The organism is Pseudonocardia humida (genome assembly GCF_023898865.1).
Classification (GTDB): domain Bacteria; phylum Actinomycetota; class Actinomycetes; order Mycobacteriales; family Pseudonocardiaceae; genus Pseudonocardia; species Pseudonocardia humida.
This window is the reverse complement of record NZ_JAGSOV010000059.1, coordinates 66,727-85,754: the sequence shown is the minus strand read 5'-3', so window position 1 is coordinate 85,754 and position 19,028 is coordinate 66,727. Positions and strand designations below refer to the sequence as shown.

Genomic DNA, 19,028 nt, shown 5'->3' with positions numbered 1-19,028 from the left:
TCGTCGCGGGTCGGGCCGGTCGGTCAGACCCGGAAACCCAGGGCGCGCAGCTGCTCGCGGCCGTCCTCGGTGATCTTGTCGGGACCCCACGGCGGCATCCACACCCAGTTGATCTTGATCTCGTCCACCAGGCCGCTGCCCGGCGCGCCGACGAGCGCGGCCCGGGCCTGCTCCTCGATCACGTCGGTCAGCGGGCAGGCCGCCGAGGTCAGCGTCATGTCGATGGTGGCGACGCCGCCCTCGGCCCGGATGCCGTACACCAGGCCCAGGTCGACGACGTTGATGCCGAGCTCGGGGTCGACCACGTCGCGCATGGCCTCCTCGAGGTCGTCGGTCGAGGGCGACCCGGCGGTCGCCGCCGACGGCTCGGGCATGCCGGCCGCACCGCGCACCACCCCGTCCTCGGCGGCGGCACCCGTGGTGGTGCCGGTCTGCGTCTCGGTCTCGCTCATGTCGCGTCCTTCCCGTCGCTCGTCGCGGCCGTGCCGTTCTGCTCCGCCGCACCCCGGTCCGTGCCGCCGACCCGCACGACGGCGTCCTTGAACGCCATCCAGCCCAGCAGGGCGCACTTCACCCGGGCCGGGTAGCGGGCCACCCCGGCGAAGGCGACCCCGTCGCCGAGGACCTCCTCGTCGGGCTCGACCTGGCCGCGGCCCTGGGCCATCTCCTGGAACGCGGTCAGCACCCGCAGCGAGTCCTCGACGCTGCGCCCGACCACCAGGTCGGTGAGCACCGAGGCCGACGCCTGGCTGATCGAGCAGCCCAGCGTCTCGTGCGAGATCTCGGCGACCCTGCCCCCGTCCAGCCGCACCCGCAGCGTGATCTCGTCGCCGCAGGTCGGGTTGATCTGGAACGACTCGGCGTCGAACGGGTCGCGCAGGCCGGCGCCGTGCGGCGACCGGTAGTGGTCCAGGATGATCTCCTGGTACATCTGCTCGAGCTGCATCAACCCACCCCGAAGAACTTCTGCGCCGCGCGCACCCCGTCGACCAGGGCGTCGATCTCGGCGGGCGTGTTGTACACGTGCACGCTCGCCCGCACCGTCGCCGCGACGCCGAACCTGCGGTGCAGCGGCCACGCGCAGTGGTGGCCCACCCGCACGGCCACGCCGCGGTCGTCGAGGACCTGCCCGACGTCGTGGGCGTGCACCCCGTCGACGACGAACGCCACCACTCCCCCGCGGTCGGCGAGGTCGGTCGGACCCACGACGCGCACGCCGGGCACCTCGCCCAGCGCGTCCAGGGCGCGGCCGGTCAGCGCCGCCTCGTGCGCCTCGACGACGTCCATCCCGATGCCGCTGAGGTAGTCGACCGCCGCGCCGAGCCCGACGGCCTGCGAGGTCATCGGCACGCCCGCCTCGAACCGCTGCGGCGGCGGGGCGTAGGTCGAGCCCTCCATCCGCACCATCTCGATCATCGACCCGCCGGTGAGGAACGGCGGCATGGCCGCCAGCAGGTCGGACCGCCCGTAGAGCACCCCGACCCCGGACGGGCCGAGCATCTTGTGCCCGGAGAACGCCGCGAAGTCGACGTCCAGCGCGGTGAACGACACCGGCCGGTTGGGCACCGACTGGCAGGCGTCGAGCACGGTCAGCGCGCCGACCGCGCGGGCCCGCCGGACCAGCTCCGCCACCGGCAGCACCGTGCCGAGCACGTTGGACTGGTGGGCGAACGCGACGACCTTGGTGCGCTCGGTGATCGGGTCGCTGTCGAGGTCGAGCCGGCCGTCCGCGCCGACGGAGAACCAGCGCAGCGTGGCCCCGGTGCGCCGGCACAGCTCCTGCCAGGGCACCAGGTTGGCGTGGTGCTCCAGCTCGGTGACCACGACCTCGTCGCCGGGCCCGAGGGTGAACCGCGCCGCCTCCGGGCCCGCCGTGGCCGCGTTGCTCATCGCGTAGGCCACGAGGTTGATGCCCTCGGTGGCGTTCTTGGTGAACACCAGCGACGCCGGGTCGGCGCCGACGAAGGTGGCGATCCGCGCCCGCGCCGACTCGTAGGCGTCGGTGGCCTCCTCGGCCAGCTGGTGCGCGCCGCGGTGCACGGCGGCGTTGTGCTGCTCCAGGAAGGCCCGCTCGGCGTCGAGCACCTGGCGCGGGCGCTGCGAGGTGGCGCCGGAGTCGAGGTAGACCAGCGGCTTCCCGTCGCGCACCGTGCGCGACAGGATCGCGAAGTCGGCCCGGACCGCCGCCACGTCCAGCGCGGCGGTGCCGTTCCGGGAGGCGGGCGCCTCGACCGCCGTCATCAGACCCCGGCCTCGGCAGGGGCGCCGGTGGTGAACCGGGCGTAGCCGTTGCGCTCCAGCTCGTCGGCCAGCTCGGCGCCGCCGGTGGAGACGACCTTGCCGCCGGCGAACACGTGCACCACGTCCGGGCGGATGTGCTGCAGGATCCGGGTGTAGTGGGTGATCAGCAGGACGCCCACGTCGCCGTCGGCGCGGAAGCGGTTGACGCCCTCGGACACCACCCGCAGCGCGTCGACGTCGAGGCCGGAGTCGGTCTCGTCGAGCACCGCGAACTTGGGCTTGAGCAGCGAGAGCTGCAGCACCTCGTGGCGCTTCTTCTCCCCGCCGGAGAAGCCCTCGTTGACGCTGCGCTCGGCGAAGTCGGGGTCGATGTCGAGGTCGCTCATCGCGCCCTTGACCTCCTTGACCCAGGTGCGCAGCTTCGGCGCCTCGCCGCGCACCGCGGTGGCCGCCGAGCGCAGGAAGTTGGCCATCGAGACGCCGGGGACCTCGACCGGGTACTGCATGGCGAGGAAGAGGCCGGCGCGGGCGCGCTCGTCGACGGTCATGGCCAGGATGTCCTGGCCGTCCAGCGTGACGTTGCCCGCAGTGATCTCGTACTTCGGGTGACCCGCGATCGCGTAGGCCAGCGTGGACTTGCCGGACCCGTTCGGGCCCATGATCGCGTGCGTCTCGCCGGAGCGGACCGTGAGGTCGACGCCCTTGAGGATCTCCTTGGCGCCGCCGTCGGCCGCGACGCTGACGTGCAGGCCCGTGATCTCCAGGGTGGACATGTCTGTGGGTGCTCCGTAGTCCGTGTGCGTTGTCGTCTGTGGTGGGTGGGCGCCGTCAGGAGCCGGTGACCGCGAGCTCGGCCTCGATCGCGTCCTCGAGCCGCGCGCGCAGCTCCGGGACGGTGATCCGGGCGAGGATCTCGCCGAAGAAGCCGCGCACGACCAGCCGTCGCGCCACGTCCTCGGGGATGCCCCGGCTCTGCAGGTAGAACAGCTGCTCGTCGTCGAAGCGACCGGTGGCGCTGGCGTGCCCGGCACCGGCGATCTCGCCGGTCTCGATCTCGAGGTTGGGCACCGAGTCGGCCCGGGCGTGCGCGGTCAGCACCAGGTTGCGGTTGAGCTCGAAGGTCCTGGTGTTCTCCGCGGCGGCCCGGATGAGCACGTCGCCGATCCACACCGTGCGCGCGTCCGGCGTGCCGGCCACGCCCTGCAGGGCGTTCTTGTAGATCACGTTGGACGTGCAGTCGGGCACCGCGTGGTCGACCAGCAGGCGCTGCTCCAGGTGCTGGCCGGCGTCGGCGAAGCCCAGCCCGGCCAGCTCGGCGTCGCCGCCGGGGCCGCGGTACTTCACCGTCTGGGTGATCCGGACCAGGTCGCCGCCCAGCGATGCCGAGGTCGCCCGCAGCACGGCGTCGCGGCCGATGGAGAGGTGCTGGGCCCCCGCGTGCACGGCGTCGTCGGCCCACTCCTCGGTGACCACCAGGTTCAGCCGCGACCCGTCGGCCAGCACGACCTCCAGGTTGTCGGCCAGCGCGCCGGAGCCCCGCTGCTCGACCACCACGGTGGCCTCGGCGTGCGGGGTGGTGCGCAGCTGCAGGTGCGCGGCCGCGGTGGCGCCATGGCCGGGGCCGGTCACCGTGATCGTGACCGGGGCCGGGGTGCCGTCCAGGGTGACCACGGTGGCCTCGCGGAACGTCGACCACGCCGCGGCGGCGACCCGGTCGGCCGGGACGCCGCCCTCGCCGATGCGGGCGTCGTCGCGCCCGACGGTCTCGACCGTCACGCCCTCCCCCGACGACACCGCGATCTGCGCGGTGCCGTCGAACGCGGCGCCGTCGTGCAGCCCGCGCAGCCTGCGCAGCGGGGTGAACCGCCAGTTCTCCTCCCGGCCGCCGGGGACCTCGAAGGCCTCGACGTCGTAGGCGGTGAACCGCTCGCTGGCCGAGGCCAGCGGCTTGGAACCCTGGCCCTCCTTGGCGCCGGCCAGCTCGGGAGCCAGGCCGGCGACCTCGGGGGCGGTGTCGGGGACCGTCATCCGACCGAGCCCTCCATCTGCAGTTCGATGAGCCGGTTCAGCTCCAGGGCGTACTCCATCGGCAGCTCGCGGGCGATCGGCTCGACGAACCCGCGGACCACCATGGCCATCGCCTCGTCCTCGGTCAGGCCCCGGCTCATCAGGTAGAAGAGCTGGTCGTCGCTGACCTTGGAGACGGTGGCCTCGTGGCCCATCGTCACGTCGTCGTTGCGGACGTCGACGTAGGGGTAGGTGTCCGAGCGGCTGATCGTGTCGACCAGCAGCGCGTCGCACTTGACCGTCGAGCGCGAGTGGTGCGCCTTCGGGTTGACCTGCACCAGGCCGCGGTAGGAGGTGCGGCCGCCGCCGCGGGCCACCGACTTGGAGATGATCGTCGAGGACGTGTGCGGCGCCAGGTGGACCATCTTGGCCCCGGCGTCCTGGTGCTGGCCCTCGCCGGCGAAGGCGATGGACAGGACCTCGCCCTTGGCGTGCTCGCCCATCAGCCACACGGCCGGGTACTTCATCGTGACCTTGGAGCCGAGGTTGCCGTCGACCCACTCCATGGTCGCGCCCTCTTCGGCCTTGGCCCGCTTGGTGACCAGGTTGTAGACGTTGTTCGACCAGTTCTGGATCGTCGTGTAGCGGCAGCGGCCGCCCTTCTTGACGATGATCTCCACGACCGCCGAGTGCAGCGAGTCGGACTTGTAGATCGGCGCGGTGCAGCCCTCGACGTAGTGCACGTAGGCACCCTCGTCGACGATGATCAGCGTGCGCTCGAACTGGCCCATGTTCTCGGTGTTGATCCGGAAGTAGGCCTGCAGCGGGATGTCGACGTGCACGCCCGGGGGCACGTAGATGAACGACCCGCCCGACCACACCGCGGAGTTCAGCGCGGAGAACTTGTTGTCGCCCGCCGGGATGACCGAGCCGAAGTACTCCTTGAACAGCTCCGGGTGCTCGCGCAGCCCGGAGTCGGTGTCGAGGAAGATGACGCCCTGCTGCTCGAGGTCCTCGCGGATCTGGTGGTAGACGACCTCGGACTCGTACTGCGCGGCGACACCGGAGACCAGGCGGGCCTTCTCGGCCTCCGGGATGCCCAGCTTGTCGTAGGTGTTCTTGATGTCGGCCGGCAGGTCGTCCCAGGTGGCGGCCTGCTTCTCGGTCGAGCGCACGAAGTACTTGATGTTGTCGAAGTCGATGCCGGAGAGGTCGGCGCCCCAGCGCGGCATCGGCTTGCGCTCGAACAGGCCCAGGGCCTTGAGGCGGAAGTCGAGCATCCACTGCGGCTCGTTCTTGAGGGCGGAGATGTCGGCAACCACGTCCGCGGACAGGCCGCGGCGCGCGGTGGCACCCGCGGTGTCGGAGTCGGCCCAACCGAAGTCGTAGCGGCCGAGCGTCGCGAGCGTCTCCTCCTGGGTGAGTGCCTCAGGAGTGGTCGTCATTCGGACTGCCTCCCTATCGGGGATCCTGCTGTCGGGGTCGTGGTGGGTTGCGCGGGTATCTCGGGCGTGGATCCGTCCGGCCCCCTGGTGCGGGGGTCCGGGCCGCGCCGCCGGGGTTCGGGAGCCGGCTGCGGGACGTGTGTGGTGCACGCGGCGTCGCCCCTGGCGATCGTGGCCAGCCGCTGCACGTGGGTGCCGAGCAGGTCGGCGAACGCGCGGGTCTCGACCTCGCACAGCTCCGGGAACTCGGCGGCGACGCGGGCCACCGGGCAGTGGTGCTGGCAGAGCTGGACCCCGGCGCCCGCCGCGCGGGCCTGGGCGGCGTAACCGCGCGAGGTGAGCACCCCGGCCAGTGCGTGCGCCCTGGCCTCGGGCCCCCGCGCCGAGGTGATCTGCTGGCGGCCGCCGGGGCCGATCAGCTCGGCCACCCGCGCGGCGGCGAAGCCGCGCACCGCGGGCTCGCCCCCGTGCTCGCGCAGGTAGCGCAGCGCGGAGACGGCGAGGTCGTCGTAGCCGTGGCCGAAGCGGGCGCGGCCGGTGTCGGTGAGCGTGTAGTGGCGCGCGGGGCGCCCCCGGCCGCGCGGGCCGCGCCGCACCGGCGTGGCGACCTGCGCCTCGTCGTCGGCGATGAGGGCGTCGAGGTGGCGGCGCACGGCGGGCCCGGACAGCCCGAGCTCCTCGGCCACCTCGGCCGCGGCCACCGGGCCGCGCTCCATCAGCAGGCGGGCCACCGCCTCCCGGGTGCGCCCGTCGGCGGGGTGGGCGGACCCGACCCCGGACGACACGACGTCGCCCGGCGCCTGCGCACGCACCTCGCCTGTTTTCACAACACCAGTGTTTCCTATTTACCGGCGACCATGCAAACCGACCCCGCCGCCGGGTGAGCACCGTCACCGTCGGGCCTGCTCGCTACGCTGCCGCCATGGTCTCAGCGGAGCTGGAGGGGGTGCGCGCCGCCGTGGTCGAGCCCCCACCGCGCGACCCGAGCCGCATCGCCCGCAGGCTCGGGCTGACCGGCTCGCTGCTGATGGCCGTCGGCGCGCTGGGCGCCGGCGCGCTGCCGGTGCCCAACCCCCTGTTCGGGCAGCGCCTGCTCGGCCTGCCCAGCCGCAACGCCACCCTGGCCATCGCGGTCTGCTACACCGGCATCATCGCCATGGTGCTGGCCTGGCTGTGGGTCGGCAAGATGCTGCGAGCCCGGGGCGCCGTGGCGCCCGCCCCCGACCGCGCCCAGCTGGCCCGCACCGCGGTGCTGTGGTCGATCCCGCTGGCGATCGCCCCGCCGATGTTCTCCCGCGACGTCTACAGCTACCTCGCTCAGAGCGCGATCGTGGACCGCGGCTTCGACCCCTACGTCCTGGGCCCGGCCGGCGCCCTGGGCGTGGAGGACCCGCTCACCCGCTCGATCCCGACGATCTGGCGCGACACCCCCGCCCCGTACGGCCCGCTGTTCCTGCTGCTGGGCCGCGGGGTCACCGCGGTCGCGGGCAACGACATCGTGCTGGGCGTGCTCGTGCACCGCGCACTGGCCCTGGCCGGGCTAGCCATGATCATCTGGGCGCTGCCCCGGCTGGCCGCCCGCTGCGGCCTGGACACCGGCCTGGCGCTCTGGCTCGGCGCGGCGAACCCGCTGGTGCTGTTCCACCTGGTCAGCGGCATCCACAACGAGGCGCTGATGATCGGGCTGATGCTGGCCGGCATGGAGATCGGCCTGCGCGCGGGCCCGCACCTGCTCGACCGCCAGCTCCTGGTCGGCTCCGCCCTGGTGGTGGGCGGCTCCATGGTGAAGCTGCCGGCGATCCTGGTGCTCGGCTTCCTGGGCATCGAGATCGCCCGCCGCCGCGGCGGCCGGGTGCGCGACGTCGCCGTGGTGGCCGGCGTGCTGACCGCGCTGACCGTCGTGCTCTACGCGATCGTGTCGCTGGTCACCGGGGTCGGACTGGGCTGGGCCACCACCCTGGACACCCCGGCCCTGGTCCGCAGCGGCATGTCCCTGTTCACCGACCTCGGCCTGCTCGCCGGCCAGGTCGGCATCCTCGGTGGCCTGGGCGACCACACCGACACGGTCCTCGCCGTCGCCCGCGGCATCGGCCTCACCGGCGCCGCGATCGGCGCGGGCTGGCTGCTGCTGTCCGTGCTGCGCGGGCGCCTCGACGCCATCTCCGGGATGGCGGCGGGGATGGGCGTCGTGGTGCTGTTCGGGCCGGTCGTGCACCCCTGGTACCTGCTCTGGGCGGTCATCCCGCTGGCGGCGACCAAGGGCCTGCCGGTCTACCGGCGCACCATCCTGGCCGCCTCCGCGGTGCTGGCCCTGTGCGTGCCGCCCACCGGCGCCGACTTCAACTTCCGCGTCTTCCAGCTGCCCCTGGCCATGCTGGCGGGCCTGCTGATGCTGGTCGTGCTGCTGGCCTTCCAGCGCAGCAGGCTCGTCGGCCAGCGGGGCGCCGACATCGACGCCCTCCCCGGCCACGCCCCCGCCCCCACCCCGTAGCGACACACTCGCTCGGCTCCACGAGCGCGCGCCGGCGACCGCGCACACCACCCGACCGCCGTGCACACCCCCCGACATGGGCGCGGTCACCACCGGGTGTGCGCCGCGACCACCGGCGTGCGCGGTGGCACGTGCTCCGCCCCGGCGCGCCAGCGGCGTCCCGATCGCGATCACCACCTACCGCCTAGACTCCCGGCGTGAGCTCGTCCGCACCCGTCGTCAGCGTCCGCGGCCTGGTCAAGCGCTACGGCCGGACCACCGCGGTGGACGGGCTCGACCTCGCCCTGGACGCCGGGCAGGTGCTGGCCCTGCTGGGGCCCAACGGGGCGGGCAAGACCACCACCGTCGAGGTCTGCGAGGGGTTCGTCACCGCCGACGCCGGGGAGGTCCGCGTGCTCGGCACCGACCCCGCGGGCGCACCCGACGCGCTGCGCGCCCGCATCGGCGTCATGCCCCAGGGCGGCGGCGCCTACCCGGGGGTCCGGGCGGCGGAGATGCTGCGGTTGGTGGCGGCATGCTCGGCGCACCCGCTCGACGTCGGGTGGCTCACCTCCGTGCTGGGCCTCGACTCGTGCGCCCGCACCCCCTACAAGCGGCTCTCCGGCGGCCAGCAGCAGCGCCTGGCGCTGGCCTGCGCCGTGGTCGGGCGCCCCGAGCTGGTCTTCCTCGACGAGCCGACCGCAGGCATGGACCCGCAGGGCAGGCGCCTGGTGTGGGAGCTCATCGGCGCCCTGCGCCGCGACGGCGTGGCCGTGCTGCTGACCACGCACCTGATGGAGGAGGCGGAGGAGCTGGCCGACCTGGTCGTGATCGTCGACCACGGGCAGGTGGTGGCCCAGGGCAGCCCGGTGGCGCTCACCGCCACCACCGAGCAGCAGGAGCTGCGCTTCCGCGCCCGCCCCGGCATGGACGTCGCAGGCCTGGCCGCGGCCCTGCCCACCGGCTACGGCGCCGACGAGCCCATCGCCGGCCGTTACGTCGTGCGCGGGCGGATCGACCCCGTGGTGCTGTCCACCATCACCGGCTGGTGCGCCGCCCAGGGCGCGCTCGCCGACGACGTCCAGGTCGCGCGGCGCAGCCTGGAGGACGTGTTCCTGGAGCTGACCGGACGGGAGCTGCGCTCGTGACCGCCCCTCGCCCCACCGCCGGGCGGACCTTCCCGCCCGGCACGTTCAGCCCCCGCCCCGGCGGCGGGTCGCCGGGGCGGATGCTGGCCGCCCAGGCAGCCACCGAGGTCCGGTTGGCGCTGCGCAACGGCGAGCAGGTGCTGCTCACCCTGCTCATCCCGGTCGTGCTGATGGTCGGGCTGGCGACGCTGGAGCTCGTGCCGCTGCCCGAGCCGCGGATCGCGGCGGTGGCGCCGGGGGTGCTGGCGCTCGCCGTGATGTCCACCGCGTTCACCGGGCAGGCCATCGCGCTGGGCTTCGACCGCCGCTACGGGGTGGTCCGCAGGCTGGCGGCCACCGCGCTGCCGCGCTGGCTGCTGGTGGCCGGGCGGCTGGTCGCGGTGCTGGGCGTGGTGGCGCTGCAGATGGTGCTGCTCGGTGCCCTCGCCGCCGGGCTCGGGTGGCGCCCCGAGCCCGCGGGGCTGGGGTGGGCGCTGCTGCTGGTGGTGCTGGGCTGCGCGGCGTTCGGCGCGCTCGGCATCCTGCTCGGCGGGACGCGGGGCGCGGCGCGGGGGCGGGCGGTCGCCACCTGGGCCGGGGTCCGGCTGCGGGGCGGCGGCGGGATCGCGATCCCGCTGGACCGGCTGCCCGAGCCGCTGGCCGCCGTCGGCGCCGTGCTGCCCTCCGGCGCGCTGGCCGAAGGCCTGCGCGACACGCTCACCACCGGCGACCCGCCGGGCGCTGGACCGGTCCTGGTGCTGCTGGGCTGGACGGTCGCGGCGGCGGCGATCGCGGTGCGGGCGGTCCGGCTGCGCTGAGGCGGCGGAGTCGACGGCGCCGACCGCGGGTCCAGGACCTACCATCGGCACGTGGTTCTACAAGCCGTAGTGAACCGGCTGCCGGTGGTCCCCCTCCCGCTGATCCGCGCGCTGGCGGTGGTGACCGTGGTCGGGCAGGCCGGCATCGCGGTCACCGGCGCGGTCGTGCGGGTGACCGGCTCCGGGCTGGGCTGCCCGACCTGGCCGGAGTGCTTCCCCGGGAGCCTGGTGCCCACCCCGCACCCCGAGGTGGCCGCGCTCAACCAGTGGATCGAGTTCGGCAACCGGCTGCTCACGATCGCGCTGGTGCTGGCGGCCGGGCTGACCATGCTGGCCGTGCTCACCATCCGCCCGCGGCGGCGCCGGCTGGTGTGGCTGGCCGTGGCCCAGCCGGTCGGCATCCTCGCCCAGGCCGTGATCGGCGGGTTCGTGGTGCTCAGCGGGCTGGTCTGGTGGAGCGTGGCCGTGCACTTCCTGGTCTCCATGGTGTTCACGTGGCTGGCCGTGCAGCTGGTGGTCGCGGTCTCCGATGGCGGCGGTCCCGCGCGGTCGATCGTCCCGGGCGCGGTGCGCGGGCTGGTCGCCACCAGCACCGCCGTGCTGGCCGCGCTGCTGGTGGCCGGGACGCTGGTCACCGCGGCCGGACCGCACGCCGGCGACGCCGCCACGCCGCGGCTGGGCATCGAGGTCGCGGCGCTGGCCCAGCTGCACGCCGACCTGCTGTTCGGCTACCTCGGGCTGCTGATCGGGCTCGGCTTCACCCTGCGCGCGACGAGTGCACCGCGCGTCGTGCACCGCCGCTACGCCGTGCTCGTCGCGGTCGTGCTCGCCCAGGGGGCGCTGGGCGGGACCCAGTACGCCCTCGGCGTGCCGGAGGTGCTGGCGGCGCTGCACGTGCTGGGCGCGGGCCTGGTCACCGTGGCCGCGGCGAGCATGTGGGCCGGGCTGACCGAGCGGCCCGCGCTGCCCGCCCCCGCCGGATCCGGGAGCGGTGGCACGGGTGAGCCCGTCCCCGTCGGAGAGCCGGTGCTGACCGAGGGCGCCCGCAGCGGGGCATGATTCGGCCCATGCGCGCGATCCAGATTTCCGAGACGGGCGGGCCGGAGGTCCTCACCACCGCCGAGCTGCCCGACCCGACGGCCGGGCCCGGCGAGCTGGTGGTCGAGGTGGCCGCGGCCGGGGTCAACTACATCGACACCTACCACCGCGAGGGCATCTACCCGCTGCCGCTGCCGCTCGTGCTGGGGCTGGAGGGCGCGGGGCGGGTGCGCGAGGTGGGCGAGGGGGTCGACGGGTTCGCCATCGGCGACCGCGTGGCGTGGGCGGAGGGCCCGGGCAGCTACGCCGAGGCCGTCGCGCTGCGCGCCGAGCGGGCCGTCCCGGTGCCCGACGCGGTCTCCGACGAGGTGGCCGTCGGCGCGCTCCTGCAGGGCATGACCGCGCACGCGCTCGCCTTCGACGTGCACCCCGTCCAGGCCGGCGACGACGTGCTGGTGCACGCGGCCGCGGGCGGGCTCGGCCTGCTGCTCACCCAGTTCGCCGCGGCCCGCGGCGCCCGGGTGATCGGCACCGTCTCCAGCGCGGAGAAGGAGGAGCTCGCCCGTCGCGCCGGGGCAGCCGACGTCGTCCGCTACACCGAGGTCGACGACGTGGCCGGCGCGGTCCGCGCGCTCACCGGCGGGGCCGGGGTGGCCGTGGCCTACGACAGCGTCGGGCGCACCACGTTCGACGCCAGCCTGGCCGCGCTGCGCAGGCGCGGCACGCTGGTGCTGTGCGGGGCATCCAGCGGGCCGGTGCCGCCGTTCGACCCGCAGCGGCTCAACCAGGCCGGCTCGGCGTACCTCACCCGGCCCAAGCTGTTCGACTACATCGCCACGCCCGAGGAGCTGCGGGCGCGCGCCGCCGCGGTCTACGGCGCCGTCGTGGACGGCTCGCTCGACGTGCGGATCGGCCACCGCTACCCGCTGGCCGAGGCGGCCACCGCACACACCGACCTGCAGGCCCGGCGCACCACCGGGAAGGTGCTGCTGATCCCCTGAGGTCCGGGGAGCTGCGGTGCCACCGGGTCGATCGGGGGCGGCCGATGGGGGAGGCTGCCGGATGTGAGCACTCGCTTCCGAACCCCGTTCGACGATCCCCAGGACTTCGTCGCCCTCCCCCGGCTGGCCGGGCTGGCCCTGTCCCCCGACGGCTCCCGGCTGGTCACGACCGTGTCGGTGATCAACGCCGAGCGCAACGCGCTGCGCCCGTCGCTGTGGCAGGTCGACCCGACCGGGCAGCGGCCCGCGCACCGGCTCACCCGCGGCGCGAGCGGGGAGTCGGCGCCGGTGTTCGCCCCGGACGGCGACCTGCTGTTCGGCGCGGCCCGCCCCGACCCGGACGCCAAGGACCAGCCCGACGACGCGCCGTCGGCGCTGTGGCGGCTGCCCGCCGCCGGTGGGGAGGCCCGCCTGGTCGGCACGCGCCCCGGTGGCATCGGCGGCGTCGCGGTGGCCCGCGACGCCGGCACCGTCGTCGTCACCTCGATGACGATGCCCGGCGCGGTCACCGCCGAGGACGACGGGAAGCGGCGCACCGAGCGCAAGGACCGCAAGCTCAGCGCGATCCTGCACGAGGGCCACCCGGTGCGGTTCTGGGACCGCGACCTGGGCCCGGACCAGGCCCGGCTGCTGGTCGGCGGGCCGGGCGTCGAGCGGCCCGACGGCGACGGGGGCGAGCGCGACGGGGACGCCCCCGGGGAGCCGCGCATCGCCTGGCGCGACCTCACCCCCGATCCGGCCGGCGCGCTGCTGGAGACCGCCCACGACATCACCCCCGACGGGCGCACCGTCGTCAGCGAGTGGCGCATCGCCGAGCGGGCCGGGGCGAACCGCGTCGCGCTGGTGGCGATCGACGTCGCCACCGGCGAGCGCCGCGTGCTGGTCGACGGCGGCGGCCACGACTGGCTGGCGCCCCGGGTCAGCCCGGACGGCTCCCGGGTCGCGCTGCTGCGCGAGCGCCACTCCACCCCCACGATGCCGGTCGACCTGCGGCTGGTGGTCGTGCCCGTCGAGGGCGGCGAGCCGGTGGAGGTGGCCCCCGGGTGGGACCGCTGGGTGAGCGAGCTGGCCTGGACGCCCGACGGCTCGGCCGTGGTCGTCACCGCCGACGACCACGGCCGCGCGCCGCTGTTCCGCATCGAGCTCGCCTCCGGTGCGGTGACCCGGCTCACCGGCGACGACGGCGCCTACACCGACCCGGTCGTCTCCCCCGACGGCCGCCACGTCTACGCGCTGCGCAGCTCCTACGACTCGCCGCCCGCCCCGGTGCGGGTCGACGCGGCCGTGCCCGGTCAGGAACCGGTGCGGCTGTCCTCCCCCGCCGCCGATCCGGAGCTGCCCGGGCGGCTCAGCGAGGTGAGCGCCACCGCCGCGGACGGCACCGCGTTGCGGGCCTGGCTGGCGCTGCCCCATTCGGCGGCCGAGGACGCCCCGGCGCCGCTGCTGCTGTGGGTGCACGGCGGGCCGCTGGGCAGCTGGAACTCCTGGCACTGGCGGTGGAACCCGTGGGTGCTGGTGGCCCGCGGCTACGCCGTGCTGCTGCCCGACCCGGCCCTGTCCACCGGCTACGGCCTGGAGTTCATCGCCCGCGGCTGGGGCACGTGGGGCGACAAGCCCTACACCGACCTGATGACCATCACCGACGCCGCCGCGGCCCGCCCGGACACCGACGCCACGCGCACCGCGGCGATGGGCGGCTCGTTCGGCGGCTACATGGCCAACTGGATCGCCGGGCACACCGACCGGTTCTCCGCGATCGTCACGCACGCCAGCCTGTGGGCGCTCGACCAGTTCGGGCCGACCACCGACGCACCGTTCTACTGGCGCCGGGAGATGACCGCCGAGCAGAGCCGCCGGCACACACCGGACGCCTCGGCCGCCGCGATCAGCACGCCGGTGCTGGTGATCCACGGCGACCGCGACTTCCGGGTGCCGATCGGCGAGGCCCTGCGGCTGTGGTGGGAGCTCGTGGAGCGCCACGACGGCGAGCCGGAGGACCTGCCGCACCGGTTCCTGTACTTCCCCGACGAGGGCCACTGGATCCTGCGCCCGCAGAACTCGGTCGTCTGGTACGAGACGGTCATCGAGTTCCTCGACCGGCACGTCCGGGGCGGGTAGCCGCACCTGGCCGACCGGGCAGGTGGTCGGGTGCGTTCGGGTCCGGCCGGTCAGGTCCGAACGCACCCACCCGGGTGCCCCCGGTTGTGACCGCCGTCTCATGCGAGTACGCCAGGGGGACCCACGAGGAGGTTCGCATGAGCGGCAACAAGATCGTCGTGTACAAGGAGCCGGGCGTCGTCGAGGTCGAGGACCACGACGTGCCGACGCTGGAGATCCCGCCGGAGGTGGCCAAGGCGACGGGGATGAGCCGCAAGGCCGACCACGGGGTCATCCTGCGCACGGTCTCGACCAACATCTGCGGCTCCGACCAGCACATGGTGCGCGGGCGCACCACCGCCCCGCCGGGGCAGACCCTGGGCCACGAGATCACCGGCGAGATCGTGGAGAAGGGCAGCGACGTGCAGTTCCTCGACGTCGGCGACATCTGCACGGTGCCGTTCAACATCGCCTGCGGGCGCTGCCGCAACTGCCGCGAGGGCCACACGGGCGTCTGCCTCAACGTCAACCCGGGCCGCGCCGGCTCGGCCTACGGCTACGTCGACATGGGCGGCTGGGAGGGAGGGCAGGCCCAGTACGTGCTGGTGCCGTTCGCCGACTTCAACCTGATCAAGTTCCCGAGCCGGGAGCAGGCGCTGGCCAAGATCCTCGACCTGACGATGCTGTCGGACATCTTCCCGACCGGCTACCACGGCGCGTACACCGCCGGGGTGACCACCGGGTCCACGGTCTACGTCGCCGGGGCCGGGCCGGTCGGGCTAGCCGCGGCGTACTCCGCGCAGCTGCTCGGCGCGGCCGTGGTGATCGTCGGGGACCTCAACGCCGACCGGCTGGCCCAGGCCCGCTCGTTCGGCTGCGAGACCGTCGACGTCTCCCAGGACGCCACCCTGGAGGACCAGGTCGCCGAGATCCTCGGGATCAACGAGGTGGACTGCGCCGTGGACGCGGTCGGCTTCGAGGCCACCGGGCACGGCGCGGGCGCGGGAGAGGCCCCCGCGGCGGTGCTCAACAGCATCATGTCGATCACCCGGGCGGCCGGCAGGCTCGGCATCCCCGGCCTCTACGTCACCGGCGACCCGGGCGCCCCCGACGACGACGCCAAGGAGGGCACGCTCAAGGTGCGCCTGGGGCTGGGCTGGGCCAAGAGCCACTCGTTCACCACCGGGCAGTGCCCGGTGCTGCGCTACAACCGCGGGCTGATGATGAGCATCCTGCACGACAAGGCCCACATCGCCGACGCCGTGAACGCCACCGTGATCCCGCTCGACGAGGCCCCGCAGGGCTACCGGGACTTCGACCAGGGCGCGGCGAAGAAGTACGTGCTCGACCCGAACGGCCTCATCCCGAAGGCCGCCTGACCGTCGAGAACGAAGCCGTTGTCGTTGTGGACCGGTCCAATCGACAACGGCTTCGTTCTCGACGGGGCGGGGGTCAGGAGAACAGCAGACGGGGCGGGGGTCAGGAGAACAGCAGACGGGGCGGGGGTCAGGAGAACAGCAGCGGGAGGCCGAGGGCGGCGTCGACGGCGATGGCCGCGAACAGCACGCACAGGTAGATGTTGGACAGGTGGAACAGCCGCATCGGCACCACCTCGGCCCCCCGCACCACCGCACGGTGCAGCAGCTGCGCGCGCAGCACGAAGAACGCCCCGCCGAGCACGGCCACCGCGGCGTAGACCCAGGACGTGGCGGGCACCAGCAGCAGCGTCCACGCCGCCATCACCCAGGAGTAGATGACGATGCGCCGGGAGACCTGCTCGGCGGTGGCCACCACCGGCAGCATCGGCACGCCGGCCGCGGCGTAGTCCTCGCGGTAGCGCATGGCCAGCGCCCAGAAGTGCGGCGGGGTCCAGAAGAAGATCACCCCGAACATCACCAGCGCGGGCCACTCGACCGTGCCGGTCACCGCGGCCCAGCCGATCACCACCGGCATGCAGCCCGCGGCGCCGCCCCAGACGATGTTCTGCGAGGTGCGCCGCTTGAGCAGCATCGTGTAGACGAGCACGTAGAAGGCGATGGCGGCCACCGAGAGCCCGGCGGCCAGCAGGTTGGTGGTCAGCGCCAGCCACACCGCCGACAGCGCCCCGAGCACCAGGCCGAAGACCAGCGCGTGCCGGGTGGGCACCTGGCCCTTGGCCAGCGGGCGGCGGGCGGTGCGCTTCATCACCGCGTCGATGTCGGCGTCGGCCACGCAGTTGAGGGCGTGCGCGCTCGCCGCCGAACCGGCGCCGCCGAGCAACGTGGCGCAGATCAGCCACGGCGACGGGATCCCGCGCTCGGCCAGGAACATCGCCGGCACCGTGACCACCAGCAACTGCTCGATGATGCGGGTCTTGGTGAGGCCGACGTAGGCCCGCAAGGTGCCGCCGACCCGGTGCAGGACGGCCCGTGCCCCCCGCTCCCCAGGCGCGCTGGGCGCCTCGTCGTGGGACACGGGAACGGTCACCGGCTACCTCGCAAAGACTGTGGTGGGAACGTCGCAACTTCGGTGTTCTACGGCTTGTCGATGATAGCCCCGTGCGTGAGGTCCGGGCTTGGCGGGTAGCCGATGGATGAACGGTCACGCGCTGATCACATGTCGCAGGCCGTCGTCGCTAGGCTGGCGCGCAGAGTCGGACGCTTCGCCGCGTACCGCCTGCCGCCCCCACTCCGACCGAGGGAACGTTGCCGTGGCCGATACCGACATCGAGACGCTCACCCGCGCTCAGGTGCCCGCCGACTGGACCGATCTGGACCGCCGCGCGGTGGACACCGTCCGCGTACTGGCCGCCGACGCCGTGCAGAAGGTCGGCAACGGCCACCCGGGTACCGCGATGAGCCTCGCCCCGCTGGCGTACACGCTGTTCCAGCGGGTGATGCGCCACGACCCGAGCGACCCCGACTGGGTCGGCCGCGACCGGTTCGTGCTGTCGGCCGGCCACTCCAGCCTGACGCTCTACCTGCAGCTGTTCCTGTCCGGCTACGGGCTGGAGCTCGCCGACATCCAGGCCCTGCGCACGTGGGGCTCGAAGACCCCGGGCCACCCCGAGCACCGCCACACCCCCGGCGTGGAGATCACCACCGGCCCGCTGGGCCAGGGCCTGGCCTCCGCGGTCGGCATGGCGATGGCGGCCCGCCGCGAGCGCGGCCTGTTCGACCCGGACCCCGACCTCGGGCAGAGCCCGTTCGACCACGACATCTTCGTGATCGCCTCGGACGGCGACATCGAGGAGGGCATCACCTCCGAGGCCTCGTCGCTGGCCGGCACCCAGCAGCTGGGCAACCTCACGGTGATCTACGACGCCAACCAGATCTCCATCGAGGACGACACGACGATCGCGCTGTCGGAGGACACCGCCAAGCGCTACGAGGCCTACGGCTGGCACGTGCAGGTCGTCGAGGGCGGGGAGAACGTCACCGGCATCCTCGAGGCGCTGCGCAACGCCAAGGCCGAGAGCTCGCGCCCGTCGTTCATCGTGCTGCGCACGATCATCGGCTTCCCGGCGCCGAAGAAGATGAACACCGGAAAGGCGCACGGCTCGGCGCTGGGCGACGAGGAGGTCGCGGCCGTCAAGGAGATCCTCGGCTTCGACCCCGAGCGCAGCTTCCAGGTCGACGACGACGTGCTCGCGCACGCCCGCAAGGTCGTCGACCGCGGTCGTGAGGCCCGCCGGGAGTGGCAGAAGACCTACGACGACTGGCGTTCGCGCGAGTCCGAGCGGGCCGAGCTGTTCGACCGCGTGCTCGGGCGCGACCTGCCGGTCGGCTGGGAGAAGGCGCTGCCCTCCTGGGACGTCGACCCCAAGGGCGTGGCCACCCGCAAGGCCTCCGGCGAGGTGCTCAAGTCGCTGGCCGACGTGCTGCCCGAGCTGTGGGGCGGCTCGGCCGACCTGGCCGAGTCGAACAACACCACGATGGAGGGCGCGAACTCGTTCGGCCCCGAGTCGATCAAGACGAAGATGTGGGACGCCACCCCGTACGGGCGCACGCTGCACTTCGGCGTCCGCGAGCACGCCATGGGCGCCATCCTCAGCGGCATCGCGCTGCACGGGCCGACGCGCCCCTACGGCGGCACGTTCCTGACCTTCAGCGACTACATGCGCCCGGCCGTGCGGCTCGCGGCGCTGATGAAGTCCTCGGTCGTCTACGTGTGGACGCACGACTCGATCGGCCTCGGCGAGGACGGCCCGACCCACCAGCCCATCGAGCACTTCGCGGCGCTGCGCGCCATCCCCGGGCTGGCCTTCGTCCGCCCCGGCGACGCCAACGAGACCGCGCACGCCTGGCGGGCCACCCTGGAGCGCCCGGAGGGCCCCAAGGGCCTGGCGCTGACCCGGCAGAACGTGCCGACCCTGGAGGGCACCTCGTACGAGGGCGTCTCCCGCGGCGGCTACGTGCTGGCCGAGGCGTCCTCCGGCGAGCCCCGGGTGATCCTCATCGGCACCGGGTCCGAGCTGCAGATCGCCGTCGACGCCCGTTCGGCCCTGGAGGCCGACGGCGTGCCCACCCGGGTCGTGTCGATGCCGTGCGTCGAGTGGTTCGACGAGCAGGACGACGCCTACCGCGAGTCGGTCCTGCCCAGCGGGGTGAAGGCCCGCGTCAGCGTCGAGGCCGGCATCGCCCAGCCGTGGTACCGGTTCGTCGGCGACGCGGGCGAGATCATCTCCATCGAGCACTACGGCGCCAGCGCCGACTACCAGACGCTGTTCCGGGAGTTCGGCTTCACCACCGAGAACGTGGTCGCCGCCGCCCGGCGCAGCCTCGCCAAGCTCTCCTGAAAGGGGA

General features: G+C 73.9%; 16 protein-coding genes. 8 read left to right on the top strand and 8 right to left on the bottom strand.

From position 1 onward, the window contains the following. Positions 1-23: 23 nt before the first annotated feature. Genes KDL28_RS27755 through KDL28_RS27725 form a run of 7 tightly spaced genes read right to left on the bottom strand, consistent with a single transcriptional unit; the run spans position 24 to position 6,520 of the window. Complete coding sequence (locus KDL28_RS27755) at positions 24-452, bottom strand: metal-sulfur cluster assembly factor (RefSeq protein ID WP_252443188.1); 429 nt, start codon at positions 450-452, stop codon at positions 24-26. Beyond that, on the bottom strand, positions 449-946 hold the full coding sequence (gene sufU, locus KDL28_RS27750) for a Fe-S cluster assembly sulfur transfer protein SufU (protein WP_252443186.1): 498 nt from the start codon (positions 944-946) through the stop codon (positions 449-451). Before sufU ends, KDL28_RS27755 begins: the two co-directional genes overlap by 4 nt. Next, a complete protein-coding gene (locus tag KDL28_RS27745) occupies positions 946-2,241 on the bottom strand; it encodes a cysteine desulfurase (protein ID WP_252443184.1) in 1,296 nt (431 codons plus the stop codon). Before KDL28_RS27745 ends, sufU begins: the two co-directional genes overlap by 1 nt. Further along, positions 2,241-3,014, bottom strand: a complete 774-nt coding sequence (sufC, locus tag KDL28_RS27740; RefSeq protein WP_252443182.1) for a Fe-S cluster assembly ATPase SufC — start codon at positions 3,012-3,014, stop codon at positions 2,241-2,243. The genes KDL28_RS27745 and sufC overlap by 1 nt, the downstream gene beginning before the upstream one ends. Before the next feature lie 55 nt (positions 3,015-3,069). Next, positions 3,070-4,269, bottom strand: a complete 1,200-nt coding sequence (sufD, locus tag KDL28_RS27735) for a Fe-S cluster assembly protein SufD (RefSeq protein ID WP_252443180.1) — start codon at positions 4,267-4,269, stop codon at positions 3,070-3,072. After that, positions 4,266-5,693 carry a Fe-S cluster assembly protein SufB gene (gene sufB, locus KDL28_RS27730; RefSeq protein WP_252443178.1) on the bottom strand — a complete coding sequence of 476 codons (1,428 nt, stop codon included), beginning with the start codon at positions 5,691-5,693 and terminating at the stop codon, positions 4,266-4,268. Before sufB ends, sufD begins: the two co-directional genes overlap by 4 nt. Continuing rightward, on the bottom strand, positions 5,690-6,520 hold the full coding sequence (locus KDL28_RS27725; protein WP_372497089.1) for a helix-turn-helix transcriptional regulator: 831 nt from the start codon (positions 6,518-6,520) through the stop codon (positions 5,690-5,692). The genes sufB and KDL28_RS27725 overlap by 4 nt, the downstream gene beginning before the upstream one ends. Before the next feature lie 95 nt (positions 6,521-6,615). Here KDL28_RS27725 and mptB point away from each other — a divergent pair, with 95 nt between their 5' ends. From mptB to fdhA, 7 genes are all read left to right on the top strand, one after another. Continuing rightward, complete coding sequence (gene mptB / locus KDL28_RS27720) at positions 6,616-8,184, top strand: polyprenol phosphomannose-dependent alpha 1,6 mannosyltransferase MptB (RefSeq protein ID WP_252443176.1); 1,569 nt, start codon at positions 6,616-6,618, stop codon at positions 8,182-8,184. A gap of 197 nt (positions 8,185-8,381) precedes the next feature. Continuing rightward, the gene (locus KDL28_RS27715) at positions 8,382-9,311 is read left to right on the top strand and encodes an ABC transporter ATP-binding protein (RefSeq protein ID WP_252443174.1); all 930 of its coding nucleotides are present in this window, start codon (positions 8,382-8,384) and stop codon (positions 9,309-9,311) included. Continuing rightward, a complete protein-coding gene (locus KDL28_RS27710; RefSeq protein WP_372497088.1) occupies positions 9,308-10,108 on the top strand; it encodes an ABC transporter permease in 801 nt (266 codons plus the stop codon). Before KDL28_RS27715 ends, KDL28_RS27710 begins: the two co-directional genes overlap by 4 nt. Before the next feature lie 51 nt (positions 10,109-10,159). After that, positions 10,160-11,167 (top strand): COX15/CtaA family protein, encoded by a 1,008-nt coding sequence (locus KDL28_RS27705; RefSeq protein WP_252443172.1) that lies wholly within the window; start codon positions 10,160-10,162, stop codon positions 11,165-11,167. Between the two features lie 8 nt (positions 11,168-11,175). Continuing rightward, on the top strand, positions 11,176-12,147 hold the full coding sequence (locus KDL28_RS27700) for a quinone oxidoreductase family protein (RefSeq protein ID WP_252443170.1): 972 nt from the start codon (positions 11,176-11,178) through the stop codon (positions 12,145-12,147). A 63-nt stretch (positions 12,148-12,210) separates the two neighbouring features. Further along, positions 12,211-14,265, top strand: coding sequence for a S9 family peptidase (locus KDL28_RS27695; protein ID WP_252443168.1), 2,055 nt, complete (start codon positions 12,211-12,213; stop codon positions 14,263-14,265). A gap of 137 nt (positions 14,266-14,402) precedes the next feature. Next, positions 14,403-15,623, top strand: a complete 1,221-nt coding sequence (gene fdhA / locus KDL28_RS27690; protein ID WP_252443166.1) for a formaldehyde dehydrogenase, glutathione-independent — start codon at positions 14,403-14,405, stop codon at positions 15,621-15,623. Between the two features lie 127 nt (positions 15,624-15,750). On the opposite strand, the gene KDL28_RS27685 is transcribed toward fdhA, so the two are convergent. Further along, complete coding sequence (locus KDL28_RS27685) at positions 15,751-16,710, bottom strand: heme o synthase (protein WP_308216073.1); 960 nt, start codon at positions 16,708-16,710, stop codon at positions 15,751-15,753. A gap of 223 nt (positions 16,711-16,933) precedes the next feature. Between KDL28_RS27685 and tkt the strand changes: the two genes are divergently transcribed. Continuing rightward, positions 16,934-19,021 carry a transketolase gene (tkt, locus tag KDL28_RS27680; protein WP_252443164.1) on the top strand — a complete coding sequence of 696 codons (2,088 nt, stop codon included), beginning with the start codon at positions 16,934-16,936 and terminating at the stop codon, positions 19,019-19,021. Positions 19,022-19,028 lie beyond the last annotated feature (7 nt).